The sequence below is a fragment of the Streptomyces sp. NPDC104371 genome (genome assembly GCF_055583785.1).
In genome coordinates, this window is record NZ_JBVJNF010000012.1 from 78,983 (window position 1) to 105,469 (window position 26,487).

Sequence of the window (26,487 nt, forward strand, 5' to 3'; positions counted from 1 at the left end):
TCGGGGTCGACTGTGAACCGGGAGTACGTTCAGTGAGCACCATGCCGATCGCTCTGCTGCTCACCACGGCCGCCACCGCGGGCGTGGGCGTGGCCGTCCTGTGCTCCGTGCGGGCACTGCGCCGCCAGGTCGCGGCCCTGCACAGCGAACTCACCGCGAGCCGCGCCGCGCAGACGCGCGGGCTGGTGCCCGCCGCCCGCTCCACCGCCGACACGGAGGAGATACGCACCGCCGTGTCCCAGGCGCTCGCCGAGGAACGGGAGCGCGAACTGGCCGAGGCACGCGCCTTCTGGGCCGCTCAGGAAGCCCGGGACCTCGCCGACCTCCCGCCCCTGCTCGGCCTGCCCGACACCGAACTCTTCCTGCCCCGCCAGTCGGACTTCGCGGGCCTGGAGCACGACAGCCTGGAGCCGGTGGCCGAGCCCGCCGCCGACGAGAGCGGGTTCGCCGGGAGCACCCCCGTGGACGCGGGCGGAGAGTCGCCCGAACTGGCCGCCGCCCGCCGCCGCCACCCCTCGCACCCGGACTTCGTCCCGGCGCCGTCGCCGATCATCAGCGACCACGAGCAGACGATCGCCTGCCTGGAGGACCTGGCCGCGGCCCGCACCGAACTCGCCGATGTCCGCCCGGGGCCGCTGGGCACCCTCGACATCTATGTCTTCGCGGACGGTACGACGCTGTGCATGACCCCCGGCCACCGCGAGACCGCGGAGCGCCTGATCGCGGCCCTGGACACCGGGCGCGCCCCGGTCCTCCTCGGCGGCTCGGGCGTCTCGGGCGCGTACGCGCTCACGTTCGCGTGCGGCGAGGAGAGCGTCTACGTCCTCGCGGACCGCGTGGTCGCGTCCCTGTAGCGACACCGTAGGAACCTCGTACGCGACTGCCGTAGGAACTGCCGCAGGCGACGGCCGCCCCGCGCCGCTCAGATCCCGGCGCGCTTCAACGCCTCGTCCACGAGGGTCACCGCCGTCTCGAGTTCCTCCGGGTCCCGCAGGACCAGCGCCAGGTCGTGCGCGGCGACCGTGATCTGGTCGGCGGCGGCGAACATGCCCGCGTCCGGCATCTCGCGGGGCTCGGCCGCGGGCTCCTCCAGAAGCTGGGCGCGCCGCGCCAGTTCCCTCGCCAGCCCGAGCGCCTCGGCCGCCGCACCCCGCTGCAACCTGCTCTGCGGAGCGGCCCGCAACCGGTCGGCGAAATGGTCAACGGCCCGGGTCAAAGGCGTCGTATCAAGCACCCCGCGAGACTACGCGCCCAGGTGGGACTGGTGCCAACGGACTGTTGCCAACGGACGAACGCTCAGGCACGGTGACGAGAAGGACCGGCCACGAGAGCGTCCGGAGGCGCCGATGTCCCACATCCTCTCCGAAGAGACCCATCGCAATCTGCTCGCCCGCATCCCCCAGTGCACCGGCCGTGAAATCTCCGACTGGCTGCGCACCGTCGACGAAGGCCCCGCTCTCTGCTTCGAGGAGAAGGTCCACTGGCTCCGGCACGAGCACGATCTCGCGTACGGCCACGCCAAGGCGATCATCCACGAGTACGGCCTGCGGCGGGCCGCGCGCAAGCTGCTCTGAGCACCGCCCTCGCGGACAGGCGAAGGGCCCGCGAACCGTGGGGTTCGCGGGCCCTTCGCCTGTGTTCCGTGGCGGTTCGTCCGGAGCGTCAGTCGCTGCTGCTGAAGATGGCGACCAGCCGCAGCATCTCGACGTAGATCCACACGAGGGTCATGGTCAGACCGAACGCGGCCAGCCAGGCCTCCTCGCGCGGCGCGCCGTAGGCGATGCCGTCCTCGATCTGCTTGAAGTCGAGGGTCAGGAAGAACGCGCCGATCAGGATCGCGATCACGCCGACGATCGCGCCCAGCGGGCCCATGCTGCGCAGCCCGCCGTCGGGGGCGACCCCGAAGACGACCAGCAGCAGGTTGACCGCCGTGGCCAGGACGAAGGCGATGGCGATGGCCATGCCGATCCGGGCGTACCGCGCGGTCACCCGGATCCAGCCCGCCTTGTAGACGAGCAGGGTGGCGCCGGAGACCGCCATGGTGCCGAGCACGGCCTGGAAGGGCGCGCCGGCCCACCGGGCGTTGTACATCTCGCTGATGACGCCCAGGAAGACGCCTTCGAAGGCGGCGTACCCGAGGATCAGCGCGGGCACGGGCTTGCGCTTGAAGGACTGGACCATCGCCAGGACGAACGCGACGAGGGCCGAGCCGATGGCGAGGCCGTAGCTGCTGGACGTGACCGGAAGGACCGCCCAGGCGAGGATCGCCGTGACGGCGACCGTGCCGAGCGTCATGGCCGAGCGCATGACGACGTCGTCCATCGTCATGCGGCCGGTGGTGGCCGGGGCCTGCGGCGGGGCGCCGTACGGCGCCTGCGGGGCGTAGGGGTTCTGGGCGTACGGGTTACCGGTCGCGTACGGGTTGCCCTGCGCGTACGGGTTGCCCTGCGTTCCGGCAGCGGCTCCCCCGGCCTGCGGCGCGGTGTTGAAGCCCGCGTAGCCGTTGTCGCGGCTGAACCCCCGTCGCGAGAAGACCGGGTTGCTGCTCCTCATTTCACTCCTCCATGGCCACCCTGCGCGGCCTTGGGCTCAAGAGTAATAGGTAGGCAAAGGATTGACTCTACTGCTTCGGGAGGATCTTTCCCTTGTCCTTGTCGGCAACACGGTACGCGTACGGGTGATTCCTGGCACAGAACCCCGCGCACCCTGACCAACTCGGTACCTGGCCGAGACCGGCCGCTGACCGAACCGGTGCCGCAATGTCACTCCGATGGCCGACCGCCGACGTCCCACCCGTCGGCGCCCTGGCGGGCCCGGCGTCCGCCATGGCGCTGAGGGCGGGTCAGGACGGGGGGCCGGGCGGCGGCCTCGCGGGGCCGTGCGCATCGGACGGGCAAGCAGGAACATTGACCGTGGAGAGGATGAGATGAATGTCTCCCGGGCGAAACGGCTCCGATGTGCCGCTGTCCGCAGGACCACGCGATCTCTTCGACGCGTCCAGTGACGCGACGGCTGTGGTCCGCGCGGACGGGCTCGTGCTGGGCTGGACCCGTCCCGCCGAGGCGCTCCTCGGCTATCGGGCCCGGGAGGTGGTCGGCGAGTCCGCCGCACGGCTGCTGGGCATGCGCGGAGACCCGGTCCGTGTCGCGAGCGTCGCGGAGCGTTGCCGCGCGGGGATGGGGTGGAGCGGCCTGGTCCTGCTGCGGCGCCGCAACGGCGAGCGCCTCGAGGCCGATCTGCGGGTGTCCGCGTCCTTTCAGCTCGGCGCGGACGAGTGCTTCCTGATCTCGGCGCGCGAGCGCAAGCAGCAGTGGACGGTGGGCCAGTCCGTGCTCGACGGCTTCCTCACCCGCTCACCGGTCGGCATGGCGGTGCTGGACGTCCAGCTCCGCTACGTCTGGCTGAACGACACCCTGGAACGCTTCGGCGGGGTGCCCCGGGAGCAGCGGCTGGGGCAGCGGATGACCGACATCCTGCCGGGCCTGGACACCTCCGCCCTCGAGGCCCTGATGCGCAAGGTGCTGCTGACCGGGATACCGGTTCTCGACCACGAGTACGTGGGGTGGAGCTGGGCCGATCCGTATCGCCAGCGCGCCTACTCCTGCTCACTCTTCCCGTTGGTGGACGCCGACCAGTCCGTCACCGGCGTCTGCTACATGGTCATGGACATCACCGAGCGATGGAAGGCACGTCAGCTTCTGATGCTGGTCAACGAGGCCGGGAGCAGCGTCGGCAGGACCCTGGACATGACGCGGACGGCCCAGGAACTCGCCGATTTCGCCGTCCCCCGCTTCGCGGACTTCGTCGTCGTCGATCTGCTGGAGTCCGTCCTCAGCGCCCGGGGGCAGGGGGTGTGGCTGCCCGATGCCGAACTGTCGATCGCCCGGCCGGTGATGCGCCGGACGGGCATGAGTTCGGTGCGGGAGGGCTGCCCGGAGGCGGTCGCGCGGATCGGGGACACGGTGGACTTCGACCCGGTGCCCCGCCAGGCGAACCTGCTCGTCCATGGCGAACCGATCTTCGTACCGGTCATCGATCCGGCCACCCCGCTGTGGGACGACGCGCAGTCCGACCGGAACGCGCGGGTCGACGAGTTCGGACTGCACTCCCTGATCTGCGTGCCGATGCGGGCGCGGAACACCGTCCTCGGCCTCGCCACGTTCATGCGGTCGCAGAACCCGGTGCCCTTCGACTCGGACGATGTCCTGCTGGCCCGGGAAGTGGTGGCGCGGGCGGCGCTCGGCATCGACAACGCCCGCCGCTTCAGCCGGGAGCACACGGCGGCGGTCACGCTGCAGCACAGCCTGCTGCCGCACGCCCTGACCGGCGGCACGGCGATGGAGGTGGCCTCGTTCTATCTGCCGGCCGACGCGGCCGGCGGGGTCGGCGGCGACTGGTTCGACGTGATCCCGCTGTCCGGCGCCCGGGTGGGTCTCGTCGTCGGCGACGTGGTCGGGCACGGCATCACCGCGGCGGCGACCATGGGCCGGCTGCGTACCGCGGTGCAGACCCTCGCCGACATGGATCTGCCGCCCGACGAACTCCTCGCCCATCTCGACGATCTCGTGCTCCGGCTGAGCGAGGAGGAGGACGACGGCGACGGTGACAGCACGGACCGGACCAGTACGACCGTGCTCGGGGCGACCTGTCTGTACGCCGTCTACGATCCGGTGGCGCGGCGCTGCGCGATGGCGCGGGCCGGGCATCCGCCCCCGGTCGTGGTCACCCCCGAGGGGGAGGTGTCCTATCCGGAGCTCCCCGCGGGACCGCCGCTCGGCCTCGGCGGGCTGGCGTTCGAGGCCGCCGAGATCGAGCTGGCCGAGAACAGCCTGCTCGGGCTCTACACCGACGGGCTCCTCCTGGGGGCCGACCGCGACATGGAGCTGGGCATGACGCGTCTGGGAGAGGCACTGTCCGAGCCCTCCGAGAGCCTCGAGACGCTGAGTTCGAGTGTGGTGCGGCGCCTGGTGCCGGTTCCTCAACCCGACGACGTGGCCCTGCTGTTGGCCCGTACCCACGCCCTGAGCCCCGATCAGGTCGCCGAGTGGGACGTGCCCCTCGATCCGGCCGCCGTCGGCGACGCCCGTGCCCGGGTCATCCGCACGCTGGAGGACTGGGGCCTCGCGGAGATGGCCGTCACGACGGAACTCATCGCCAGTGAGCTGGTCACCAACGCGATCCGCTACGCCTCGGGGCCGGTACGGCTACGGCTGCTCCGTAACGGCCGGCTGACCTGCGAGGTCGGCGACGCCAGCAGCACCTCACCACGGCTCCGGCACGCCCGGAGCACGGATGAGGGCGGCCGTGGCCTCTTCCTCGTGGCCCAGCTCTCCCATCGCTGGGGCACACGCCATACATCCGGCGGCAAGATCATCTGGACCGAGCAGGAGATCCCCTGAGGCGCCGTATGTCCTGCGCCTTCCTCAAATCCCAAACTCGGGCACCCCGAGTGAGCCCGCCTCAGCCCGGACCAGCCCTACTCAGCCCGAGTCAGCACGCGGTCCGTGCTCTCATGGGAGCACGGGTGAGAGCACAGGCCAGTTCTCGACAGGCTGTTCGGCCGCCAACCGAGCGCCTGTCACCAGAGCGCCATCTCGTCCTCCGCGAATCGCCTGATTGCCACAGTGGTGTAGCCGTAGAACTCGCCTCGTGCCGCATCATCGTCGGCCGGGGCGTCCTCACCCCACTGAATGACGTGGCACACGCTCCGGCACCTCGACCAGCACACCCGCACCCGAGGGAAGCCGGGGCGCCCTTCAAGCGCGTCGCGCAACCTGCGGACGGTCTCGCGGTCGTCGGCGCTGATGTACCCGCCGCGCCGCTGGCCGCCGACCGGCACCGCCAGGTGCCCGATGCCGCCTACGACGACCACGAGCGCCCTACCGAGGATCGTCGCGTCAAGCAGCCGCTCGCGGTACCACGACATCTCCCACTCGTCCTCTCGCCGTCCTTACGGAGATGTGAAGTCAGCGTTCGCGGCCACGTCGTGCCCGAGCACGACGCAGTGGTGCGGGAGCGCGGCCAGGCGCCGGACGACTTCCTGAACTGCGGAGACCGTCCTCGAGGCCCGCACAATCGGACTGCCCGTAGATATTGTCTGGCCGGACGGTGCCGCCCGGCAGGCCTAGATGTGCTGGTCCCGGTGAGGCGCGTCAGGTATGTCGGGCGCACCGTGCAATTGCACGGCTTCCGAAACCCGCCCCAACCCCCGCGGTCTGCCCCTACGTTGACCCCATGACCCACGATGGCGACATCCTCGCCCGGCACGCGCTCCCCGGCACTTTCCGCGCCCGCAAGATCACCTCGGCCGATCTCCCCGGCTGGCTCAAGGAGAAGATCGCGGCCACCGTGGAGGTCCGGCCCACGGACTTCTGCCTCCACCTGCACTCCGGCCCCCAAACCATCGTGCGGCTCGCTGAGAGCCCGCTGAAGGCGCTGTGTCTCCGCTGCCATGAGCGCAACCTCGCGAAACGGACCTGCGTGCGATGTGGAACGCCGATGATGGCCGACCTGTCTGAGTGGTACCTCAAGGACATCGGGCTCTCTCTCCCCAGCGGCGGCCCGCAGATGCGGGTCTCCGCTGCATGCTGCCCAGCCTGTGCGATGCCCTGAGCGACTGTGAAGGGGAGGCGTCAAGGGGCACTGCGGTACGGCGCCGACCGACGTCGTGCTCTACGACTTGGCCGTCGAACCCGGGGCGATTAGAACGGCACGGGGTGATTCGTACGCAACAACTGCCCTGGCCGTGCGAAGGACACGCACCACGAGGTTCCCGAGGGTCGGCACGCGGCGGCAGCATCACTCGGCGTCAGGCCAGGGCTCCGCATCGGGCCGCGAGCGCCCGCAGTTCGAGTGAGGATCGGCCTGACACCAAGAGCCCGCCCACCAGCGCACGCACCCTTGGCCGGGAGCGAGTCTCCTCCGGCGCCCAGCGCTCGGCTTCCAGGAGGGCGGCCAGGCATTCGTCCCTGTGACCCCACTGCCCGTGCGCCGTAGCCAGATCGGTGAAGTACAAGGCGCGGCGCTCGATCGTCGGCAGCATGGCGGGGTTCAGAGCGCGCGCCGCGGCGACAGCAGCTCCGAGGTCGCCGGCCTTGTGCTCGGCTGAGATCAGGTGGAGTTGGACGGTGGCGGGCGTGAACCCGCCTGCTGTGTCCTTCAGGTACGTGCTGTGCCCGAGGCCTTTGGCGATGGAGGCTGCCTCCTCGGTCAGTGTTCGCATCCCCTTCTTGTCGCCCTGGTGGGCGACGGTGTAGGCGGCGCACTGGATGAGAAGCCCGCGCTGTGCCTGACCGGCCGCCCCGAGGCCGCGAAGTGCGCTGTCGTCCGCCGCGGCCAGAGCGAGAGCGAGGGACTGGTCGTGCCACCCGGCTTGGCGGGCCAGCACGGCCTGCTGCCGGACGGCCTCGGCGATGGCCAGCGGGATACCGGCGGCGTGAGCGATCTGCCGAGCCCGGTCGGCCGCCATCCAGCCGAGTTGCGGCTCATGAAGTTTGATCAGGACGCGGGTGGCGAGCAGGTAGCCGTGTGCAAGAACCGGGTAGTGGCCCGTTCCGGAAGTCTGGTGAGCCGCGCGCAGAAGCTGCGGAAGCCGTTGGGCGAGGCGGCCGTACCTGGCGGTGGCAAGGTCGCTGCTGGCTCGGGCCAGTTCGGTGGGGAGTTGGTCCGGTGTCAAGTCGGAAGCTCCGAGGGCCAAGCCGAGCGTGGCGTCCCGCAGTCCTTCGACGAGGCGCTCCCCGACGGGACGGTCTTCCGCTGCGCCGGTACTGGAGAGGATCGGAGCGCCCACGGCCGCAGCCGCTGAGGCTGTCAGGCCTGTGAGCAGTGTCCGCCGGTCCACCGAGCCCTCCCCGCCGTCGCCTCCTGCCTCCACCCTAGGGGCGGGCAGACGCGGATAGGAGCCTTGCCTGGACGTCCGTCTGGGCGGCGCAGTGGGCACGAGCCCGAAGCCCTGGGCCGGGATGTCCAAGGCCCTGGCGAATCTGCGCAGTACCCCGACGTCGGTCAGCAGGGACTTGTTCCGCTCGTAGCGGGAGACCTGGGCAGCCGAGTACCCGGTGAGCGCTCCCAACTCAGCAAGCGTCATCCCCAGCATGAGGCGCGCCCGGCGGATGATCTGACCGGGTGTGAGCGCAGATACTGCCGTGACCTGTGGGTTTCCACGACCGTTCATGTCGCCGTCCCAGGGTGGGCAAGACCGATGCGCCCCAGAGTAGGGCCTGGACATGTCCTGTCGAGCCGTTTGCATGAGATGCAAACCGCTTGCGTGCCATTCAAATCAGGCTGCCGCCCATCCGGCCGACGCGGTGCCCTGGGATGCATGGCGGCCCCACCCGAGGCCGCCGCCCTTTCAGGCATCCGGGAGGTACCTGATGCGTGTCTCCGACCCCGTCACCCGGCCTGCGGCACCCGCCCCGGCCCCGGACATCCGCCTCACCCCGGGCTACTACATCACCGCGACCACCAGCAGCTTCATCGCCGGGCTGCTGGAGTCCTGCCGAACCGTGTTCGACATCAAAGCCGCGCTCACCCTGGCACTGAACGCGCCGCAAAGCCTGCTTCCGGCGCGGCGCGACTCCTTCGATGACGGCGCCGTCATCGAGGGCGACGTCATCGTCCAGGCCGGTGCCCGCATCGAGGCGGGCGCCCGAGTCGTCGGCCCCGTCCTGGTCTGCTCCGGCTCGGTCATCTCCAGTGGCGCCCTGGTTCGCGACCACACGGTCATCGGCCCGGACTGCCAGGTCGGCTTCGGAGCGGAGATCACGCGCAGTCTGCTGGCGGGCGGGTGCTTCATGAAGCACCCCAGCTTCGTCGGCGACTCCGTGCTCGGCCAGGGGGTCAACGTCGGCGCCTTCGTGTCCACCACCGGGCTGCGCGCCACCGGTCCCGTCACCGAGCCCGCCATGGACGAGATCACTGTCACCCTCGACGGGCAGCGCTTCGGCACCGGACAGACCAAGTTCGGCGCGGTCATCGGCGACCGGGTCGCCCTCCCCGCCGGGACCGTCCTGTCGCCGGGCACGCTCATCGGCCCCGGCACCGTCATCTACCCGCGCCAGCAGGTCGGCGGCATCCTGCCCGCCGGCTCCTGGGTGAGGTGACCGTCATGCCCCAGCCTCTCGCGGACAGCCTCGTCGTCCAGGTAACCGGCGGTCGGCCGCTCAGCGGCCAAATCCGGGTGCAGGGCAGCAAGAACATCGCACTGCACCTGTATGCGGCTGCCCTCCTCGCGGACGCTCCGCTGGTCCTGCACGGCGTCCCGTCGATCCTCGACACAGACGTGTGTGCCCGGATCCTCGCCCACACAGGAACTCATGTCACGGTCGTTGACGGGCACTTCACCGTCAGCCCGGCGGACGTTCCCCGGCCGGTGATCCATCTTCAGTTGGGGCGCCGAGTGCGCACCACGTGCGTCCTGGCCGCCGCGGTCCTGGCCAGGGCCGGGCAAGTCACCTTCCCTTCGCCGGGCGGGGATGCGTTCTGCGCGCGACTGATCGACCGCCACCTGGCAGCGATGGAAGCGGCAGGCGCGACCGTCACCGCCGATGGCGACCGGTTCACCGCCCGATGCGCACCCGGTGGGGTGCGTCCGTTCACTGTGGACGTGCGTACCCCTTACGGGCCGAGCCTCGGCGCCACGGTCACGGCGATGCTGCTCGCCTCTCGCGCCCCGGGAACCAGCCGCATCACCAGCCCCTCCATCGAACCGGAAGTCACCGAAACCGCCCGTTTCCTCATTGACCGAGGCGTCGGCGTGGAGTGGGGCAAAGACGGCCTCCGCGTCACCGGAGCCCACCACATCGGCGGCGGCTCGTTCACCGTGACCGGCGACCGCATCGAAGCCGCCACCATGATCATGGCCGCAGCGGTGACCGGAGGAAGCATCGCCCTCACCGGCATCACCACCGCCGACATCCCCCACGGCCTGGCCGCCGCCTTCGCCGACGCAGGCGTGCACCTGATCGACGGACCCGACACCACCGTGCACACGGTCCTGCACGGGCCGCTGCGCGCCGTGGAGACAGCGACCGGTCCGCATCCGGGGCTGCCGACGGACACCGCACCGCAACTGACCGCGATGCTCACGCAGGCCCAGGGAAGCTCCCTCATCGCCGAGCGGATCTACCCCCGGCGCGACACCCACGTGGCGGGCCTCGTTGTCTTCGGCGCCGAGATCTCCTCCCGAGGCTCGCTCATCTCCGTACACGGCAAGACCCGTCTGCGCGCGGCCGACGTCGCCGCAGAAGACATCCGCGCCGTCACAGCTCTGCTGCTGGCCGCCCTGGCGGCAGACGGCGCCTCTACGATCCGCGGCATGTACCACCTTCGGCGCGGCTACGGGCACCTGCTGTCCAATCTCGCCACGCTGGGGGCCGACATCACCACCCTCCCGGAGGCCCACCCATGACCGCCGACGTCACCCGTGACGACCTGGCCCGCCTGCAAGACTCCCTCACCAGCGCCGTGGCCGACGGCGCCGCTCCGGGAGGCATCCTCGTCTACGGCAGCACCACCGGGACGCCTGCCGTCCTCACCGCTGGCATCATCGCTGCCGAACTCGGCGAGACGGCCCCTGACGAGGACACGCTCTACGACATCGCGTCGCTGACGAAGGTCGTGGCCACGTGGCCTCTGGTCGGGCAGGCGATCGCGGCCGGGCTCCTCGAACTCGACCAGCCCGTACGGAACTTCCTTCCGCCCATGAGCGGTGAGACCCCGAGCGGCCAGGCCACCGTCCGCCAACTCCTGGCCCACACCTCCGGGTTGCGCGCCTCCACCCGGCTCGACCTGTACCGAGGCAGCACCGCCGAGCCCTTGCACGAACTCCTGTGCCGAGAACCCCTTGAGGACGTGCCAGGCAGTCACCGCTACATCAACCGGGGCTACATCCTGCTCGGCCTGGCTCTCGCCCACGTCCACGGCCGCCCCCTGGATGTCCTGGCCGACGAACTGTGGAACGGCCTCGGCATGCAGGAGTCGCAGTACGGGCCTGTCGGCCGCGGCCCGCAGGTGGCACCGACCGAACAGCGCATCCCCGGTGCGCCCCGTATCTGGGGCGCACCGCACGACGACAACGCCGCGCTGATGGGCGGTGTGGCCGGGCACGCCGGGGTCTTCGCCACCGCACGCGACCTCGCCGCCTACGCAACAGCGCTGCTCACCGCCTACCAGGACGGGGACGCCCTCGGCCTCGGGGCCTGGTTGCGGAACAGTCTCGCTCCGCAGGCGGTGATCGAGCCGGGCCTTGACCGCGGCCTGTCGTGGATCCTCGCCGCCGACGGCCACGTCATGTACCACCACGGCTTCACCGGGACCAGCCTGTACTTGGCCCCGAAGTCGGGCCGCTACCTGCTGATCCTCACGAACGCGGTCTACAACGGCCAGGCCCGCACGCGGATCGCCCCGCTACGGGCCCTCGCCCTCAAGACCCTCTCCGCCACCTAGGAGGACACCGTGGGCCAAGCCTTAGCAGACCACACCACGCTCCGCCTCGGCGGCGCAGCCGATCAATGGCTCACCCACACCGATCCGGCCACCTGGCACGACATCGTCCGAGCCGTACCAGAGCCGCCGCTCGTCCTGGGCGGGGGAAGCAACCTCCTTGCCGATGACGCCGGATACCCCGGTCCCGTCATCTGCATCGCCACCCGCGGCATCACCACCCACCGGTTCGGCGACGGCACCACGGAGATCACCGCACAGGCCGGGGAGCAACTGGCCGACGTCGTGGCCTACTCCGTCAGCGAGGGGCTGAGCGGTATCGAGTGCCTGGGCGGCATCCCTGGCACGATCGGTGCCGCCCCCGTACAGAACGCCGGCGCGTACGGGCAGCAGATCGCGGACCACCTTGTCGCCGTCACCGCATGGGACTGGCGCAGCGGACGCTCTGTGCGGCTCACTCCCGACGCCTGCGCGTTCCGGTACCGGACCTCCGTGTTCAAACAGCAGCCACGCCGATGGACACTCCTCAGCGTCACCCTGTGCCTGGAGCGCAGTGACCGGTCAGCGCCGGTGACGTACGGGCACCTCGCCCAGGCGCTCGATGTGGAGATCGACGCGCGGCCACCTCTCGCGGAAACCGCCGCCGGGGTCATCGCGGACCGCGCGGCACGCGGACTGCTCCTCCCTGACGGCGGGCCAGATGCCAGGCAGGTCGGCAGCGTCTTCATGAACCCGCCCGTCACCTGGGAGCAGGCCCGCAAGCTCCAGCAGGCCGGTGGTCGTGTCTTCCGCGACAGCGACGACGTGACGCGGGCCGGCGCGGGATGGCTGCTCGAACACTGCGGCTACAGGCCGGGGCAGCGGGTCGAGCAGGGCGTGTACTGCTCAACTCGGCGCACCCTGACCGTCACGGCGAGGAACGGAGCAACCTGCGCCTCGTACCGGCATGCGCTCTTCCAGATGGCTGAGCGGGTATGGGAGATGACCGGCATCCGGTTGGAGCCGGAGCCTGTACAGCCAACAGCCCCCAGCACCGGCCCGGCAGAGAGAGCGAACACGGCTCCTGCGCTCTGAACCGGGTGGACGGCTGCCTCTTGCGTGTCAGCCCTCGCCCGTACCGTGAGGCTATGCCCAACTCCCCCCCCCGACGTCCGGGTATTGCTTACTACCCCGCTCGGGACCGCCTCAACAACGCCAGCCGCGACCTGATGAAACAGCCCGCCAGCCGCGAACGCACCCACCAGTGGGCGCAGTTGCTGGAGCATGGGTGGACCGCCTGCCCCCAGGACGGCGACTGCTGGACCATCGCCGCCTGACCTCGCACAAGGGCGCGCCCCGCACCCGGTTTCCACGCCGGGGCGGGGCGCTTCATATACGTCCGAGTGGCACGTCAGCCTTGGACACCACCACCGCAGGTCCGGGGTCTGGGGCGCCGTTACGCTGGCGGCGCCTGCTCGCCCAAGTCCTGAACGTCCACCGTGAGCAGGTCCACCATGGTGGGCAGGCGGTAAGCAGCAGACCGCAGCAGATCCTCCTGGCTGCCCTCTTCGCGGCCTCCAGGCCTTCCTCCGTGAGCTCGAACCGCTCGATCTGCTGGGGCGCCGAGCGAGGGCCGCCGAGCCGCCACTTGACCTGGTAGCTCGTGATCTCCCCGTCGCACGGCACTGTACGCCCGCGTGCTCCCACCGTGCTCCCAATCCGAAATGGGAGAACAGCCTCCTGGTGGTGTCTGTGCTGGCCACGGCTGGTATGGCGGGAGGTGCCCGGAACCGGACTCGAACCGGCACGCCCGCGAGGGGCAGCGAGGTTTAAGCTCGCCGTGTCTGCATTCCACCATCCGGGCAGGCCATGGCCTCCGCATCCGGCGCCGAGCCTATCGGGGCGGATCCCTCGAACAGCGGGCGGGCGATGCGATGTTGTCTTATTTTATTGGCGCCTGAGGGTGCATCAGCACACGCGACGGGCCATCCACACGTGCCGATAGCGATTCTGGTCGCGACTGCGCGTGTACGGGGAATGACGGGATTTCACCGTCCGGAATGACGGCGACGCGGACAGCTCCGCACGACGTCACCCACCCCTCGTCCCACCAGGTACGGTCCTGGGCCGTGTCATCCCCAGGTATGACACGGCTGAGGGACGGTCCGACCCGAGGCTGTCCCCAGAACCGGAACAGCGGGTGACTTCATGACTCCGTTCGGCACGGATGATGGAAGACGTCCCCCTTTGACCGTCGTCCTTGACCTGACCGTCGTCCTTCGACCGTCGTCCCGACAGGAGCCGTCCCGTGACCAGCACTCCCCTCGCCGACCCCACCACCGCGGTGGCCGCCCGTGCCACGGACCTGTCGAAGGTCTACGGTCAGGGCGAGACTCAGGTGGTGGCCCTGGACCGCGTCACCGTCGACTTCGAGCAGGCCCGGTTCACGGCGATCATGGGGCCCTCGGGCTCCGGCAAGTCGACGCTCATGCACTGCGTCGCCGGGCTCGACTCCTTCTCCTCCGGCTCCGTCCGCGTCGGCGACGTCGAGCTGGGCGCGCTGAAGGACAAGCAACTGACCAAGCTGCGCCGGGACAAGATCGGCTTCATCTTCCAGGCGTTCAACCTGCTGCCGACGCTGACCGCGCTGGAGAACATCACGCTGCCGATGGACATCGCGGGCCGCAAGCCCGACAAGGAGTGGCTGAACACCGTGATCGAGATGATCGGCCTTTCGGGGCGGCTCGGTCACCGGCCCGCGCAGCTCTCGGGCGGTCAGCAGCAGCGCGTCGCGGTGGCGCGGGCGCTGGCGTCCAAGCCCGCGATCATCTTCGGTGACGAGCCCACCGGCAACCTGGACTCGCGCTCGGGCGCGGAGGTCCTGGGCTTCCTGCGCAACTCCGTACGGGAGTTGGGGCAGACGGTGGTGATGGTCACCCACGACCCGGTGGCGGCGGCCTACGCGGACCGGGTCATCTTCCTGGCGGACGGCCGGATCGTGGACGAGGTGCACGCGCCGACCGCCGAGGCGGTGCTGGACCGGATGAAGCAGTTCGACGCCAAGGGCCGCACGAGCTGACCCAGCGCCTGTACGGAGTTGCCCGCCCGCGCCGCGACGCCGTACAGACCCGAGGCGGCCCGCCCGCCGCGGCCCCACGCCCCTTCCCCCATCCGTCGCTCCACCCGGCCCCTGGACGAGAGAATGTTCCGAACTGCCCTGCGCACCGTGCTCGCGCACAAGGCCAGGCTGCTGATGACCGTGCTCGCCGTGATGCTCGGCGTGGCCTTCGTGTCGGGCACCCTGGTCTTCACCAACACCGTCTCGGAGGCCTTCCAGAAGAGCTCCGCCAAGGGCTACGACCAGGTCGACGTGGCCATCCAGCCGAAGACCCGCAAGAGCACCGGCGACACGCTCGGCAAGAAGCCCGAGCTGACGCAGCCGCTCCTCGACAAGGCCGCCAAGGTCCAGGGCGCCGACAGCGCCATCGGTGTGGTCGGCGGCTTCACCGCCATCGCCGACAAGGACGGCAAGCTCATCGGCGGTGGCTTCCGGACCCAGGGCGGCAACTACTGGGGCGCCAAGGACATCCGGTACCCGCTGGTCAGCGGGCACGCGCCCCAGGGCGCGGGGCAGGTCCTCATCGACTCCAAGACCGCCGAGCGCGCCGGGTACAAGGTCGGCGACACCGTACGGATCTCCATCGACGGGCCCGTCCTCAAGCCGGAGATCACCGGCATCTTCACCACCGACGACGGCAACGTCGCCGCGGGCGGCAGCCTCGCGCTGTTCGACACGGCCACCGCCCAGCGGCTGTTCGACAAGACCGGTGTCTACGACGAGATCGACGTGAAGGCCGCCCCCGGCACCAGCCAGGTCGCCCTGCGCCACGCGCTCGACGAGATCCTGCCGAAGGACATCGCCTCCACCATCACCGGCGAGCAGCTCGCCGACGACCAGGCGAAGCAGATCGCCGAGTCGACCAGCGGTCTGCGCACCGCCCTGCTGGTCTTCGCGGGCATCGCGCTGTTCGTCGGCACGTTCATCATCGCCAACACCTTCACCATGCTGGTCGCCCAGCGCACCAAGGAACTCGCCCTGCTGCGCGCGGTCGGCGCCTCCCGCCGTCAGGTCACCCGGTCCGTGCTCATCGAGGCGGCCGTGGTCGGCGCGGTCGCGGCCGTCGCCGGTCTGCTGGCCGGTATCGGCATCGGCGCCGGTATGCGGTCGCTGATGAGCTCCTTCGGCGGCGCGGCGCCGGACGGGCCGCTCGTCATCTCCCCGAGCACGGTCCTCATCGCCTTCGCCGTCGGCATCGTGATCACGATGCTGGCCGCCTATCTGCCGGCCCGCCGCGCCGCGAAGATCCCGCCGGTCGCCGCGATGAGCAGCGTCCACGCCAAGGCGACGACCAAGTCCCTCGTCGTACGGAACACCATCGGTTCCCTGTTCGCCGGGGTCGGTGTCGCCGTCGTCCTGTACGCCATCACGCTGAAGGGCTCGGACGGCCAGATGCCGATGGGTCTCGGCGCGGTCCTGCTGGTCATCGGTGTCTTCGTCCTCACCCCGCTGCTGTCCCGCCCGCTGATCGCCGCCGCCTCGCCCCTGCTGCGGGTGTTCGGGATCGCCGGGAAGCTCGCGCGGCAGAACTCGCTGCGCAACCCGCGCCGTACCGCGGCCACCGCCTCGGCCCTGATGATCGGTCTGACCCTCATCACCGGTCTGACCGTGATCACGAGCGGCCTCCAGCGCGGGATCGACCACATGGCGGCCTCCTCGATCAAGGCCGACTACGTGGTGGCGATGGCGAACAGCAACCCGCTCTCGCCCGACGTGGCCGAGAAGCTCCGCAAGACCGACGGTGTCACCAAGACCAGCCCGCTGCGCTTCGAGGCCTCCCGTATCAACGGCAAGACCGAGTACGTCATGGGCGTCGACGGCACCACGTTCGGCAGCCTGAGCGACCTCACGGCCGAGAGCGGCTCGCTCACGCTCCGCGGCCCGCATCTCGTCGTCGACGCGAAGACCGCCACGTCCCGTAAGTGGCACGCCGGTTCGCGGGTCACGGCCTCCTTCACGCCGGGCCACAAGCAGCAGTTGACGGTCGCCGGGATTTACCACAGCAGCGCGCTGAAGGGCATCATCCTGGACAACGCGACGCTCTCCGCGTACGAGAGCCACCCGGCCGACTACCAGGTCATGCTGAAGACGGACGGCGGCCCCAGCGCGGCGACCAAGGACGCGCTGGAGAAGGCGCTCGGCGACAACCCCGCCATCAAGGTCCAGGACAAGAAGGACATCTCCGACTACATCAGCCAGTCGCTCACGCTGGCGCTGAACATCCTCTACGGCCTGCTGGCCATGGCGGTGATCGTCGCGGTCCTCGGGGTCATCAACACCCTGGCGATGTCGGTCTTCGAGCGCTCGCAGGAGATCGGGATGCTGCGCGCGATCGGCCTGGACCGCGGGGGCATCAAGCGGATGGTCCGGCTGGAGTCGCTGGTGATCTCGCTCTTCGGCGGCGTGCTCGGCATCGGTCTGGGCGTGTTCTTCGGCTGGGCGGGCGGCCGGCTGATCGGCGCGCGCATGTCGACGTACGAACTGGTCCTGCCCTGGGGGCGGATGGCCGTCTTCCTGCTGCTCGCGGCGCTGGTCGGCGTGCTGGCCGCGCTGTGGCCGGCCCGGCGCGCGGCCCGACTGAACATGCTGACGGCGATCAACTCGCAGTAACCGCACACGCGTTGGGGCCCCGTCCGGTCGACTCCCGACCGGGCGGGGCCCCTTGGCGTCGGCGGGTCAGTTCCAGGTACGGGCCCGCAGGGGCATCCCGGAAGTGCCCGGTTCGGGGGTGCGGACCGCGACGACCTGGTTGACGCCGATGCGGTTGCGCTCGAAGGCGAGGGCCGAGGCGGCCATGTAGAGGCGCCAGACGCGGGCCCGGCCGGGGCTGGAGAGACCCTGCGCCCGCCCCCACTGCGCCTCCAGGTTGGCGACCCAGCGGCGCAGCGTGAGGGCGTAGTGCTCCCGCAGGGACTCGACGTCGCGCACCTCGAACCCGGCGCGCTCCAGTTGGGTCACCGTGGTGCCGACGGGCGCGAGTTCGCCGTCCGGGAAGACATAGGCGTCGATGAACGCGTCGACGGAGTACGTGGATTCGTCCCGCTGCGGCCTGCGCGCGATCTGGTGGTTGAGCAGCCGCCCGCCGGGCGTCAGCAGGGCGTGCAAGGTCCGGGCGTACTCCAAGTACCGTTCGGAGCCCACGTGTTCGGCCATGCCGATGGAGGAGATGGCGTCGTACGGCCCGTCGACCACATCGCGGTAGTCCTGCACCCGGATCTCGACGCGGTCGGTGAGCCCCTCGTCGGCGACCCGCTTACGGGCGTAGGCGGCCTGCTCCTCGGAGAGGGTGATGCCCACGACGCTGACGCCGTGCTCACGGGCCGCGTGGACGGCCAGGGAGCCCCAGCCGCAGCCGACGTCGAGCAGTCGCCGACCGGGCCGCAGATCCAGCTTGCGGCAGACGAGTTCGAGCTTGTCGCGCTGGGCGTCCTCCAACGTGCCCTCCGGGGAGTCCCAGTAGGCGCACGAGTACACCATGGACGGGCCCAGGACGATCTCGTAGAAGTCGTTCCCGACGTCGTAGTGATGGCTGACGGCGTGCTTGTCGCTGCGCCGGGTGTGCAGATGGCCGCGGGCTCTGCGGACCTCCTCGCGCGGGGGCGCGGGCGGCGGGAAGGGACCGGCCAGCGCGGCGAGGCCGCGGACCGCGGCGCGGACCTCCGGGTCGCGCAGCGCCTGGGCGAGGGTACGGGCGTCCTCACCGCGCTCCCAGATGAACCCGGCGAGCCGGTCGAGGGCCGTGTAGAGGTCTCCGTCGATACCCAGGTCCCCCGCGACCCAGGCGCGGGCGAGCCCCAACTCGCCCGGCTTCCACAGCAGTCGGCGCAGCGCCCGGCGGTTGCGTACGACCAGGACGGGAGCACCCGGCGGGCCGGCCTCCGAGCCGTCCCAGGCGCGAACACGCACCGGGAGCGGGGCTCCCAGCAACTGTTCGACGAGGCTGTTCAGCCGCTGCGCGGCGTCGACCATGGTGCACACCTCCGTGACAGGATCCCGGAATGTTCAACACCACGTAAACACCGGCGAGGCGGCGTTACAGTCCCCCGTCGGCGTCATGACTGGGCAAAATACGGGGGCGTCGGCGGAGGCGGGGCGGGGCAACGCCGAAGGGCCTCCCGCACCACGGATGACGGGAGGCCCTTCGGTCGGCAAGTGCCGTGAGGTCAGGAGGCCTTGGCCTTCTCCTCGGGCTTGCTCGCGGCCGGAGCCGGGGCCGGCTTCGCGGCCTCGTAGAACTCCTCGCGCGGGGACTCGATGGCGCCGAGCGAGACGACCTCGCGCTTGAGGAACATGCTCAGCGTCCAGTCCGCGAAGATGCGGATCTTGCGGTTCCAGGTCGGCATCGCCAGACCGTGGTAGCCACGGTGCATGTACCAGGCGAGACGGCCGCGCACCTTGATCTTCGACTTGCCGACGACGATCATCGCGACGCCCTTGTGGAGGCCGAGGCCCGCCACCGCGCCCTTGTTGGCGTGGCTGTACTCCTTCTGCGGGAAGCCCCGCATACCGGAGATCACGTTGTCGCCGAGGGCCTTGGCCTGACGCAGCGCGTGCTGCGCGTTCGGCGGGCACCAGGCGTTCTCGTTGCCCGCCCTGCGGCCGACCATGTCGGGCACCTGGGCGTTGTCGCCCGCGGCCCAGATGTAGTCCGTGCCCTTCACCTGGAGGGTGGGCTCGGTGTCCACGTGGCCGCGCGGGCCGAGCGGCAGACCGAAGCGGGACAGCGCCGGGTTCGGCTTGACGCCCGCCGTCCACACGATCGTGTTGGAGTCGACCTCGAGGCCGTTCTTGAGCACCACGTGGCCGTCGACACAGGAGTCCATGGAGGTGGACAGGTAGACCTCGACGCCGCGGCCCTCAAGGTGCGCCTTGCCGTACTGGCCGAGCTTGGGGCCGACTTCGGGGAGGATCTTGTCGGCGGCGTCGACCAGGACGAAGCGCATGTCCTCGCGGGACACGTTCTTGTAGTACTTGGCGGCGTCCCGGACCATGTCCTCGACCTCGCCGATGGTCTCCGCGCCCGCGAAGCCACCGCCGATGAAGACGAAGGTGAGCGCCTTGCGGCGGATCTCCTCGTCGGTCGTGGAGTCGGCCTTGTCGAGCTGCTCCAGGACGTGGTTGCGCAGGCCGATGGCCTCCTCGATGCCCTTCATACCGATGCCCTGCTCGGCGAGGCCGGGGATCGGGAAGGTACGGGAGACCGCGCCCATCGCGATGACCAGGTAGTCGAAGGGCAGCTCGTACGCCTCGCCGACCAGCGGGGCGATCGTGGCGACCTTGCGGTCCTGGTCGATGGTGGTGACCCGGCCGGTGAGGACCTCCGCCTTCGGGAGCACGCGTCGCAGCGGGACGACGACGTGCCGGGGGGAGATGCTGCCGGCGGCGGCTTCGGGCAGGAAGGGCTGGTAGGTCATGTACGAGCGCGGGTCGACGACCGTGACGGTCGCCTCGCCGTAGCGCATCTTCTTGAGAATGCGTCGGGCCGCGTACAGGCCTACGTACCCACCGCCTACTACGAGGATCCTGGGACGCTCCGTGGTGCTCATGGCATCGAGTATCCACCTGCCCCCAGGGGGTCGCTCGTGCGCCCCTTCACAAGCTTGCAAGGGGTGTCTGCTACACTGCGCGGCCCACGTGACGAAGGTCATGACGCCGGGTGGGAACCTCTGTACGAGCCTCTTCTCCCGCCAGGGCCGTGAGCTGCCCCTCCGGACCTTCGCTGTTTCGTGCCGGGCCCGGTTCCGTCACCGCCGGGCCCTCGGGGGACCGCTCACGCGAGCGCGGTCCACGGCACTTCGAGCCCTCTGTACGTCTCCATAGGCCCCAATCACCGCCCAGCGAGGGCGAATTCCTTGTGAAGAAGTTCACAAGTTTTCCGACAGCATGCCGTCAACAGGTTCCGACCAAGATCTTCCGGAACCCGTCCCTACGGTATCCGACCTGCTCACGGGCAGGTACCAGCGGGTAGCCGAAGCGTGACCGGGGCCCCGTCTGAGCCCCGGTCAGTTCGCGCACCACCCGCGGAGGGTGGCTCAGGGCCGCGGGCCCGCCACGGAGAACGCGATGCCGTCGAGGATCGCCTACGAAGGCGACTCGGCCGCATAGAACGCGATGCCGTCGAGGATGTCGTGCTCGCTCACCACGACCTCGGCCGCGCCGACGCGTTCCATGATGGTCAGCAGGACCAGGGCGCCCGCGCCGATGACGTCCACCCGGCCCGGGTGCATCGAGGGGATCGCCGCGCGCTCGGCGTGAGTGGACCTCAGCAGCCGGCCGGTGATCTCCCGGACGCGCTCGTAGGGGACACGGGAGTGGTGGATCGCCGTCGAGTCGTACTCCGGGAGGTCCTGGGCGATCGCGGAGATCGTGGTCACCGAACCCGCGAGCCCGACCAGCGTCCGCGCCTCGCGCAGCGGCACGTCCCGCTCCGCCAGATCCAGCGCGGCCTCGATGTCGGACCGTATGGCCGCGATCTGCTCCTCGGTGGGCGGGTCGGTGACGACTCCGTCGCGTACGAGATGACGCTCGGTCATCCGGACACAGCCGATGTCGACGGACCGCGCGCCGCGCACCCGGTCGTCGCCGACGACGAACTCCGTGGAGCCGCCGCCGATGTCCACGACCAGATAGGGCCGGGCCAGGTCGGTACGGCCCGCCAGTTCCCTGGTCGCGCCCGTGAAGGAGAACTCCGCCTCCTGGTCACCGGAGACGACCTCGGGCTCGACGCCGAGGATGTCCTTGACGCCCCGCACGAACTCGTCGCGGTTCTCGGCGTCCCGGGACGCGGAGGTGGCGACGAAGCGGACGCGCTCGGCGCCGTGCTCCTTGATGACGCCCGCGTACTCACGGCAGGCGGCGAACGTGCGCTCCAGCGCCTCGGGGGCGAGACGGCCGGTCCGGTCGACGCCCTGGCCGAGCCGGACGATGGTCATCCGCCGGTCCAGCTCGGTCAGTTCGCCCGTGGCCGGGTCGATGTCGGCGACCAGGAGCCGGATGGAGTTCGTACCGCAGTCGACGGCGGCGACGCGCGTCACGCGCCCGCCTCCCCCGCATCGGCGGAGCCGGAGTCGGTGGTGCCGCAGTCCGGCGTCGTCACGCACGAGCCCTTGCGCCACCACTCGGGCAGCATCGCGATCGCCTCGTCGCCGAGCGGGTTGACGCCCGGCCCGGCGGCCAGCGAGTGGGCCACGAGCACATGCAGGCACTTGACGCGGTCGGGCATGCCGCCGGCGCTCGGGAAGCCCGCCAGGACCTCGATGGCGTCCCGGCGGGCGATGTAGTCCTCGTGCGCGGCGCGGTAGGCGGCGGCCAGCTCGGGGTCGGTGGCGAGGCGCTGCGTCATCTCCTTCATGACGCCGTTCGCCTCCAGCGTGCCGATGGCCGAGGCGGCGCGCGGGCACGTCAGGTAGTACGTCGTCGGGAACGGCGTGCCGTCGGGGAGCCGTGGCGCCGTCTCCACGACGTCCGGCTGCCCGCACGGGCACCGGTGCGCGATCGCGCACAGCCCGCGCGGCGTGCGGCCGAGCTGCTGCTGGATGGCCGCGATGTCCGCGTCCGTGGGCTCGGTGCGAGGGGTGGGCGGCGGAGGGGTTTCCATGGCTGTCTTTCAGACTGTCTTTCGTGTCGGTTCGGCGGTTCGGCGGGCGGGTCGGTGCGACGGGCCCGCCGGTTCAGTGGCCGGATCCGCCGGGCTCGTCGGCCCGGTCGATTCCGTCCCAGAGGCTGGTGTACCAGGGGCGCGCGGCCATCGCCCGGCCCGACTGCGACGGCTTGGCCGTCTGCGGGTCGATCACGATGTAGCCGGTCTCCCCCGGCATCACATAGTGCAGCCGCTGCCGGATCTGCTGGCGCGCGTACGCGTCGTCCTGCCAGCGTGCCTTGAGGTCGCGCAGGTGCTCGACCCGCTCGTGGGCCCGCTGCCGCTCCCGCTGCTTGGCGGCGATCTCGGAGCGCTGGGAGAAGTACTGCCGGGTCGGGTAGGCGAGCGCCACGATCAGCGAGCACAGGACCAGCGCGAGGAGGGCGGCGCGGCCGGTGAGCCGGGAGCGGCGGGCCTGCCGTTTGGTCTGGGAGCGGTAGACCCGGGCGGCCGTCTGCTCGCCGAGCAGCCGCAGCCTGGTCGTGGTGGAGAACCGGTCGCGGTCCTTCACGGCCATCTCTCCCGCCTCCCCTTCATACGCGCGTACGTCCCCGCACACGGTACGGGACCGCGTACGGGGACGTACGACGACTGGCTAGCTCAGCCCTTGAAGCGCGGGAAGGCGCTGCGGCCGGCGTAGACCGCGGCGTCGTCGAGGATCTCCTCGATGCGCAGGAGCTGGTTGTACTTGGCGACGCGCTCGGAGCGGGCCGGGGCACCGGTCTTGATCTGGCCGCAGTTGGTGGCGACGGCCAGGTCGGCGATGGTGACGTCCTCGGTCTCGCCGGAGCGGTGGGACATCATGCACTTGAAGCCGTTGCGCTGGGCCAGCTCGACGGCGTCGAGGGTCTCGGTCAGCGAGCCGATCTGGTTGACCTTGACCAGCAGGGCGTTGGCGGCGCCCTCCTCGATACCGCGGGCCAGGCGCTCCGGGTTGGTGACGAACAGGTCGTCACCGACGAGCTGGACCTTGTCACCGAGCTTGGCGGTGATGGTCTTCCAGCCCTCCCAGTCGTCCTCGAACAGCGGGTCCTCGATGGAGACCAGCGGGTACGCCTCGACCAGCTCGGCGTAGTACTCGGTCATCTCGGTGGCCGAGCGCTGCTTGCCCTCGAAGACGTAGGAGCCGTCCTTGTAGAACTCGGACGCGGCGACGTCGAGCGCGAGGGCGATCTGCTCGCCGGGGGTGTAGCCGGCCTCCTTGATCGCCTCGAGGATGAGGTCGAGGGCCTCGCGGTTGGAGCCGAGGTTCGGGGCGAAGCCGCCCTCGTCGCCGAGGCCGGTGGACAGACCCTTGTTCTTCAGCACCTTCTTGAGGGTGTGGTAGACCTCGGCGCCCCAGCGCAGGGCCTCGGAGAAGGACTCCGCGCCGATCGGGGCGATCATGAACTCCTGGATGTCCACGTTGGAGTCGGCGTGCGACCCGCCGTTCAGGATGTTCATCATCGGCACCGGCAGCAGGTGCGCGTTCGGGCCGCCGAGGTAGCGGAAGAGCGGGAGGTCGCTGGCCTCGGAGGCGGCGTGGGCGACGGCGAGGGAGACGCCGAGGATGGCGTTGGCGCCGAGGGAGCCCTTGTTGTCGGTGGCGTCCAGGTCGAACATCGCCTGGTCGATCAGGCGCTGCTCGGTGGCGTCGTAGCCGACCAGCTCCGGGCCGATCTGCTCGATGACGGCGAGGACGGCCTTCTCGACACCCTTGCCCTGGTAGCGGCCCGGGTCACCGTCGCGGAGCTCGATGGCCTCGAAGGCGCCGGTGGAGGCGCCGGACGGAACGGCGGCACGACCGGTGCTGCCGTCGTCGAGGCCGACCTCGACCTCGACCGTGGGGTTGCCTCGGGAGTCCAGGATTTCCCGGGCTACGACGACGTCGATGGACGGCACGTGCATCTCCTTCTGGGATGTGACGCTTTGGAGTGCGGGGCACTTTGTGGCTAGAGCCTATCCGCCTGCCGGACCCGGCCGACTGACCGACCGTCCCGCGAACAGGTTGACGCTCCATATTGTTTCAGGTCGGAACAAATGGCGGGGCGGGAACGGCAGAAGAACCCCGCTCCGGCGCGTGCGGGGGAACACGCGCCGGAGCGGGGAGCGGGGGTCTCCGGACGGCCTACGTCGAGGTGGCCGCCGGGAGAAGGGAGTTGCGGCCCGGCTGTCCGGCCGTCACTTCAGGTGGAGCTGCTGGCCCGGGTAGATGAGGTCGGCGTCCTCGACGATGTCCTTGTTCAGCTCGAACAGCTTCTGCCAGCCGCCGCGGATGTGCCGCTCGGCGGCGATGGAGCTGAGGGTGTCGCCCCGGACGACCTTGTACTCGCCGTCACCCTTCTTGACCTTCTTGCCGGTCGGGGTGGTCACGGTCTTCCGCGCCGCCGGGCGCTCGGTGGAACGGGAGGCCTTCTGCGCCTCGGCCGAACGGGAGACGGTGCCGCTCTGCGCGCTCTTGGGCGCGGCGGGGGCCGTGCTCTTGGGCGCGACAGGGGCCGTGCTCTTCGGCGCGACAGGGGCGGCGGGGGCCGCGCCACCGTTGTTCGGGGTGCTGGACAGGCCCTTGCCGCAGACCGGCCAGGCGCCCTTGCCCTGGCCCGCGAGGACCTTCTCGGCGACGGCTATCTGCTGCGCCTTGCTCGCCAGGTCGGCGCGCGCGGCGTAGGCGGTGCCGCCGTACGCGGCCCAGGTGGACGTGGCGAACTGGAGGCCGCCGAAGTAGCCGTTGCCGGTGTTGATGGACCAGTTGCCGCCGGACTCGCACTGGGCGACGGCGTCCCACTCGGCCGTGGTGGCGGCGGAGGCGTTGCCGGCCGCCATCAGCGGGGCGGCGACGGCGGCGCCGGTGACACCGGCGAGCGTGATGGCGCGGACGGCCTTGGACGGACGACGGTGCTTGCCCTTGCCGGAAGACAGCATGGTTCGAATCCCCTCACCGACGCCTGCGAGGTGAGCTGTCGGGTTCGGGCCGGTTGAGCTGCCCGGCCGCACCCCCCGAAGGGCGTACGGCTTCACCCCTAGCCGTCCCGGTCAACTCCCGGGCGCGGCACTTACCTTGGGTCCCCCGCTCCTGCCTACGGCGCTTGACGCGACGACTGTTCCCGGGCGGCCGCCGGCAGGATTCGGCGTGGCGACCGTCGGGGCCCGCTGTGGCGAGCGGCCTTGACCGTAAGCAGCCGATCGCCGGAATTTCAAAGACGATCAGGGCTTATGAGACTCATATCTCACTCTCGCCAAAGCGGACATTTGACATCGAAGTAGGGCGTGAACTGGCGTCAGAAACCGGACAGTTCAGTGCTTCTTCGCTGTGCGGCCGTCTTCCAGCGCGAGGCTCTGACCGGGGAGGATGAGGTCGGGGTCGGAGCCGATCGCCTTCTTGTTCACGTCGTACAGCCCGCTCCATCCGCCGTGCAGCTCAAGCGAGTCGGCGATGGCGGACAGCGTGTCGCCGGGACGGACGGTGTACGAGCCGTCCGTGGCGCCGTGCGGGGCAGGGGAGTCGGGCGAGGCGTGCCGCCCGAACCCGTCGCCGCCACGCCCGTTCGCGCCGTGTTCGTCGGCACTGCCGCCGCGGTGGCGCCCGCCGCCGGAGGTGCGGTGCGCGTCCTTGCCCGAAGTGGCGGTCTCCCGCGCCGACTTGCCGGGCTCGGCCTGCTTCGTCGCCTTCTCGGACGGCTCGCCGGACTCCTGTGCGCCGCTCGTCTCGGTGCCCTGCTCGGACGGAACGGTGGTCGGGTCCGAGGACGGGGACGACTCGGGGGAGGACTCGGACGTGGAGGGCGAAGGGGAGGAAGTAGACGGCAACGGGGTCGACTTGGGTGATCCGGGCATGTCGGGCAGACCGGGATCGTTCGCCGCGCCGAAGTCGGAGCCGGAGGTGTGGGGGGAGGACGACGGGTCGTTCGCGACGCCCGTGTCGACCTGGGTCTCACCGGAGTGCTTGGTCAGACCGGCGAGGGGCGCGCAGGACTGCCAGGCGGAGGTCCCCCGGTGGGAGAGGATCCGCTCGGCGACGGCTATCTGCTGCGAGCGGCTGGCCTGGTCCGCGCGGGGCGCGTAGTCGAGGCCGCCGTACTTCTCCCAGGCGGACTGCGTCAACTGCAGGCCGCCGTAGCGGCCGTTGCCGGTGTCCGCGCTCCAGGAGCCGCCGCTCTCGCACTCCGCGACCTGGTCCCAGGTGGTGGCACCGGCCGCGCTCGCACCGGTGGCACCGAGAAGCGGAATCGCGATCGCCGATCCGGTCACACCTGCCGCGACGAGGATCGCGGGGGCCTGGCGGCGGCGACGGTGACGGCCGTTCCCGGGAAGCATACGGTTGCCTTTCGCG

General features: G+C 70.4%; 23 protein-coding genes, 1 tRNA gene and 1 riboswitch. Of the genes, 11 read left to right on the forward strand and 13 right to left on the reverse strand.

Translation table 11 applies throughout. The features are described from left to right. Positions 1 to 41: 41 nt before the first annotated feature. Positions 42 to 854 carry a hypothetical protein gene (locus ACZ60T_RS29680; RefSeq protein ID WP_365625122.1) on the forward strand — a complete coding sequence of 271 codons (813 nt, stop codon included), beginning with the start codon at positions 42 to 44 and terminating at the stop codon, positions 852 to 854. A 68-nt stretch (positions 855 to 922) separates the two neighbouring features. Here ACZ60T_RS29680 and ACZ60T_RS29685 read toward each other — a convergent pair whose 3' ends face one another. Next, the gene (locus ACZ60T_RS29685) at positions 923 to 1,234 is read right to left on the reverse strand and encodes a hypothetical protein (RefSeq protein ID WP_469668703.1); all 312 of its coding nucleotides are present in this window, start codon (positions 1,232 to 1,234) and stop codon (positions 923 to 925) included. A 112-nt stretch (positions 1,235 to 1,346) separates the two neighbouring features. Here ACZ60T_RS29685 and ACZ60T_RS29690 point away from each other — a divergent pair, with 112 nt between their 5' ends. Then, positions 1,347 to 1,574 carry a DUF4287 domain-containing protein gene (locus ACZ60T_RS29690; protein ID WP_365624149.1) on the forward strand — a complete coding sequence of 76 codons (228 nt, stop codon included), beginning with the start codon at positions 1,347 to 1,349 and terminating at the stop codon, positions 1,572 to 1,574. Between the two features lie 88 nt (positions 1,575 to 1,662). Here ACZ60T_RS29690 and ACZ60T_RS29695 read toward each other — a convergent pair whose 3' ends face one another. Beyond that, complete coding sequence (locus tag ACZ60T_RS29695) at positions 1,663 to 2,553, reverse strand: Bax inhibitor-1/YccA family protein (protein WP_469668704.1); 891 nt, start codon at positions 2,551 to 2,553, stop codon at positions 1,663 to 1,665. Between the two features lie 377 nt (positions 2,554 to 2,930). Here ACZ60T_RS29695 and ACZ60T_RS29700 point away from each other — a divergent pair, with 377 nt between their 5' ends. After that, the gene (locus tag ACZ60T_RS29700; protein WP_365624153.1) at positions 2,931 to 5,399 is read left to right on the forward strand and encodes a SpoIIE family protein phosphatase; all 2,469 of its coding nucleotides are present in this window, start codon (positions 2,931 to 2,933) and stop codon (positions 5,397 to 5,399) included. Between the two features lie 179 nt (positions 5,400 to 5,578). On the opposite strand, the gene ACZ60T_RS29705 is transcribed toward ACZ60T_RS29700, so the two are convergent. Beyond that, positions 5,579 to 5,926, reverse strand: a complete 348-nt coding sequence (locus ACZ60T_RS29705) for a DUF6302 family protein (protein ID WP_469668707.1) — start codon at positions 5,924 to 5,926, stop codon at positions 5,579 to 5,581. Between the two features lie 308 nt (positions 5,927 to 6,234). Here ACZ60T_RS29705 and ACZ60T_RS29710 point away from each other — a divergent pair, with 308 nt between their 5' ends. Next, the gene (locus ACZ60T_RS29710) at positions 6,235 to 6,612 is read left to right on the forward strand and encodes a hypothetical protein (protein WP_469668708.1); all 378 of its coding nucleotides are present in this window, start codon (positions 6,235 to 6,237) and stop codon (positions 6,610 to 6,612) included. Positions 6,613 to 6,808: 196 nt separating this feature from the next. On the opposite strand, the gene ACZ60T_RS29715 is transcribed toward ACZ60T_RS29710, so the two are convergent. Then, positions 6,809 to 8,248, reverse strand: a complete 1,440-nt coding sequence (locus tag ACZ60T_RS29715) for a helix-turn-helix domain-containing protein (protein ID WP_469668818.1) — start codon at positions 8,246 to 8,248, stop codon at positions 6,809 to 6,811. Between the two features lie 124 nt (positions 8,249 to 8,372). Between ACZ60T_RS29715 and ACZ60T_RS29720 the strand changes: the two genes are divergently transcribed. The 5 genes from ACZ60T_RS29720 to ACZ60T_RS29740 are packed head-to-tail and all read left to right on the forward strand — an operon-like array spanning position 8,373 to position 12,758. Next, positions 8,373 to 9,101, forward strand: coding sequence for an LbetaH domain-containing protein (locus tag ACZ60T_RS29720; RefSeq protein ID WP_469668710.1), 729 nt, complete (start codon positions 8,373 to 8,375; stop codon positions 9,099 to 9,101). 5 nt (positions 9,102 to 9,106) lie between these two features. Beyond that, positions 9,107 to 10,408, forward strand: coding sequence for a UDP-N-acetylglucosamine 1-carboxyvinyltransferase (locus tag ACZ60T_RS29725; protein ID WP_469668711.1), 1,302 nt, complete (start codon positions 9,107 to 9,109; stop codon positions 10,406 to 10,408). Continuing rightward, on the forward strand, positions 10,405 to 11,445 hold the full coding sequence (locus ACZ60T_RS29730; protein WP_469668712.1) for a serine hydrolase domain-containing protein: 1,041 nt from the start codon (positions 10,405 to 10,407) through the stop codon (positions 11,443 to 11,445). The genes ACZ60T_RS29725 and ACZ60T_RS29730 overlap by 4 nt, the downstream gene beginning before the upstream one ends. A gap of 9 nt (positions 11,446 to 11,454) precedes the next feature. Beyond that, entirely contained in the window at positions 11,455 to 12,516 is a 1,062-nt protein-coding gene (locus tag ACZ60T_RS29735; protein WP_469668713.1) for a UDP-N-acetylmuramate dehydrogenase, read from the forward strand. A 53-nt stretch (positions 12,517 to 12,569) separates the two neighbouring features. Next, the gene (locus tag ACZ60T_RS29740; protein ID WP_469668714.1) at positions 12,570 to 12,758 is read left to right on the forward strand and encodes a hypothetical protein; all 189 of its coding nucleotides are present in this window, start codon (positions 12,570 to 12,572) and stop codon (positions 12,756 to 12,758) included. Between the two features lie 444 nt (positions 12,759 to 13,202). On the opposite strand, the gene ACZ60T_RS29745 is transcribed toward ACZ60T_RS29740, so the two are convergent. Continuing rightward, positions 13,203 to 13,285 (reverse strand) — tRNA-Leu (locus ACZ60T_RS29745). A gap of 444 nt (positions 13,286 to 13,729) precedes the next feature. On the opposite strand from ACZ60T_RS29745, the gene ACZ60T_RS29750 reads away from it, so the two are divergent. Both ACZ60T_RS29750 and ACZ60T_RS29755 read left to right on the forward strand, forming a co-directional pair. Beyond that, the gene (locus ACZ60T_RS29750) at positions 13,730 to 14,500 is read left to right on the forward strand and encodes an ABC transporter ATP-binding protein (RefSeq protein ID WP_365624169.1); all 771 of its coding nucleotides are present in this window, start codon (positions 13,730 to 13,732) and stop codon (positions 14,498 to 14,500) included. A 123-nt stretch (positions 14,501 to 14,623) separates the two neighbouring features. Further along, entirely contained in the window at positions 14,624 to 17,149 is a 2,526-nt protein-coding gene (locus ACZ60T_RS29755; protein ID WP_469668715.1) for an ABC transporter permease, read from the forward strand. A gap of 66 nt (positions 17,150 to 17,215) precedes the next feature. Here the strand turns inward: ACZ60T_RS29755 and ACZ60T_RS29760 are convergent, their stop codons facing one another. The 8 genes from ACZ60T_RS29760 to ACZ60T_RS29795 all read right to left on the reverse strand — a co-directional run bounded on the left by ACZ60T_RS29760 (position 17,216) and on the right by ACZ60T_RS29795 (position 26,471). After that, on the reverse strand, positions 17,216 to 18,508 hold the full coding sequence (locus tag ACZ60T_RS29760; RefSeq protein ID WP_469668716.1) for a class I SAM-dependent methyltransferase: 1,293 nt from the start codon (positions 18,506 to 18,508) through the stop codon (positions 17,216 to 17,218). 194 nt (positions 18,509 to 18,702) lie between these two features. After that, on the reverse strand, positions 18,703 to 20,085 hold the full coding sequence (locus ACZ60T_RS29765) for an NAD(P)/FAD-dependent oxidoreductase (RefSeq protein WP_469668717.1): 1,383 nt from the start codon (positions 20,083 to 20,085) through the stop codon (positions 18,703 to 18,705). Positions 20,086 to 20,619: 534 nt separating this feature from the next. After that, complete coding sequence (locus tag ACZ60T_RS29770) at positions 20,620 to 21,573, reverse strand: Ppx/GppA phosphatase family protein (protein ID WP_469668718.1); 954 nt, start codon at positions 21,571 to 21,573, stop codon at positions 20,620 to 20,622. After that, positions 21,570 to 22,136, reverse strand: coding sequence for a DUF501 domain-containing protein (locus ACZ60T_RS29775; RefSeq protein WP_365624179.1), 567 nt, complete (start codon positions 22,134 to 22,136; stop codon positions 21,570 to 21,572). Before ACZ60T_RS29775 ends, ACZ60T_RS29770 begins: the two co-directional genes overlap by 4 nt. Positions 22,137 to 22,209: 73 nt before the next feature. After that, a complete protein-coding gene (locus ACZ60T_RS29780; protein ID WP_365624181.1) occupies positions 22,210 to 22,695 on the reverse strand; it encodes an FtsB family cell division protein in 486 nt (161 codons plus the stop codon). Positions 22,696 to 22,778: 83 nt separating this feature from the next. Further along, positions 22,779 to 24,059 carry a phosphopyruvate hydratase gene (gene eno / locus ACZ60T_RS29785; protein WP_365624183.1) on the reverse strand — a complete coding sequence of 427 codons (1,281 nt, stop codon included), beginning with the start codon at positions 24,057 to 24,059 and terminating at the stop codon, positions 22,779 to 22,781. Between the two features lie 279 nt (positions 24,060 to 24,338). Then, on the reverse strand, positions 24,339 to 25,079 hold the full coding sequence (locus ACZ60T_RS29790; protein ID WP_469668719.1) for a transglycosylase family protein: 741 nt from the start codon (positions 25,077 to 25,079) through the stop codon (positions 24,339 to 24,341). Positions 25,080 to 25,084: 5 nt separating this feature from the next. Continuing rightward, positions 25,085 to 25,252: riboswitch (cyclic di-AMP (ydaO/yuaA leader) on the reverse strand. 199 nt (positions 25,253 to 25,451) lie between these two features. After that, positions 25,452 to 26,471: a transglycosylase family protein gene (locus ACZ60T_RS29795; RefSeq protein WP_469668720.1), complete on the reverse strand. Its 1,020-nt coding sequence runs from the start codon at positions 26,469 to 26,471 to the stop codon at positions 25,452 to 25,454. Positions 26,472 to 26,487 lie beyond the last annotated feature (16 nt).

What these genes read in the sequence shown, in the direction of transcription:
- ACZ60T_RS29680 (WP_365625122.1), top strand. Translation starts at nt 42, where the DNA reads ATGCCGATCGCTCTGCTGCTCACCACGGCCGCCACCGCGGGCGTGGGC.
- ACZ60T_RS29690 (WP_365624149.1), top strand. Translation starts at nt 1,347, where the DNA reads ATGTCCCACATCCTCTCCGAAGAGACCCATCGCAATCTGCTCGCCCGC.
- ACZ60T_RS29695 (WP_469668704.1), bottom strand. Translation starts at nt 2,553, where the DNA reads ATGAGGAGCAGCAACCCGGTCTTCTCGCGACGGGGGTTCAGCCGCGAC.
- ACZ60T_RS29700 (WP_365624153.1), top strand. Translation starts at nt 2,931, where the DNA reads ATGTCTCCCGGGCGAAACGGCTCCGATGTGCCGCTGTCCGCAGGACCA.
- ACZ60T_RS29705 (WP_469668707.1), bottom strand. Translation starts at nt 5,926, where the DNA reads ATGTCGTGGTACCGCGAGCGGCTGCTTGACGCGACGATCCTCGGTAGG.
- ACZ60T_RS29710 (WP_469668708.1), top strand. Translation starts at nt 6,235, where the DNA reads ATGACCCACGATGGCGACATCCTCGCCCGGCACGCGCTCCCCGGCACT.
- ACZ60T_RS29715 (WP_469668818.1), bottom strand. Translation starts at nt 8,248, where the DNA reads ATGCAAACGGCTCGACAGGACATGTCCAGGCCCTACTCTGGGGCGCAT.
- ACZ60T_RS29720 (WP_469668710.1), top strand. Translation starts at nt 8,373, where the DNA reads ATGCGTGTCTCCGACCCCGTCACCCGGCCTGCGGCACCCGCCCCGGCC.
- ACZ60T_RS29725 (WP_469668711.1), top strand. Translation starts at nt 9,107, where the DNA reads ATGCCCCAGCCTCTCGCGGACAGCCTCGTCGTCCAGGTAACCGGCGGT.
- ACZ60T_RS29730 (WP_469668712.1), top strand. Translation starts at nt 10,405, where the DNA reads ATGACCGCCGACGTCACCCGTGACGACCTGGCCCGCCTGCAAGACTCC.
- ACZ60T_RS29740 (WP_469668714.1), top strand. Translation starts at nt 12,570, where the DNA reads ATGCCCAACTCCCCCCCCCGACGTCCGGGTATTGCTTACTACCCCGCT.
- ACZ60T_RS29755 (WP_469668715.1), top strand. Translation starts at nt 14,624, where the DNA reads ATGTTCCGAACTGCCCTGCGCACCGTGCTCGCGCACAAGGCCAGGCTG.
- ACZ60T_RS29760 (WP_469668716.1), bottom strand. Translation starts at nt 18,508, where the DNA reads ATGGTCGACGCCGCGCAGCGGCTGAACAGCCTCGTCGAACAGTTGCTG.
- ACZ60T_RS29765 (WP_469668717.1), bottom strand. Translation starts at nt 20,085, where the DNA reads ATGAGCACCACGGAGCGTCCCAGGATCCTCGTAGTAGGCGGTGGGTAC.
- ACZ60T_RS29775 (WP_365624179.1), bottom strand. Translation starts at nt 22,136, where the DNA reads ATGGAAACCCCTCCGCCGCCCACCCCTCGCACCGAGCCCACGGACGCG.
- ACZ60T_RS29780 (WP_365624181.1), bottom strand. Translation starts at nt 22,695, where the DNA reads ATGGCCGTGAAGGACCGCGACCGGTTCTCCACCACGACCAGGCTGCGG.
- ACZ60T_RS29790 (WP_469668719.1), bottom strand. Translation starts at nt 25,079, where the DNA reads ATGCTGTCTTCCGGCAAGGGCAAGCACCGTCGTCCGTCCAAGGCCGTC.
- ACZ60T_RS29795 (WP_469668720.1), bottom strand. Translation starts at nt 26,471, where the DNA reads ATGCTTCCCGGGAACGGCCGTCACCGTCGCCGCCGCCAGGCCCCCGCG.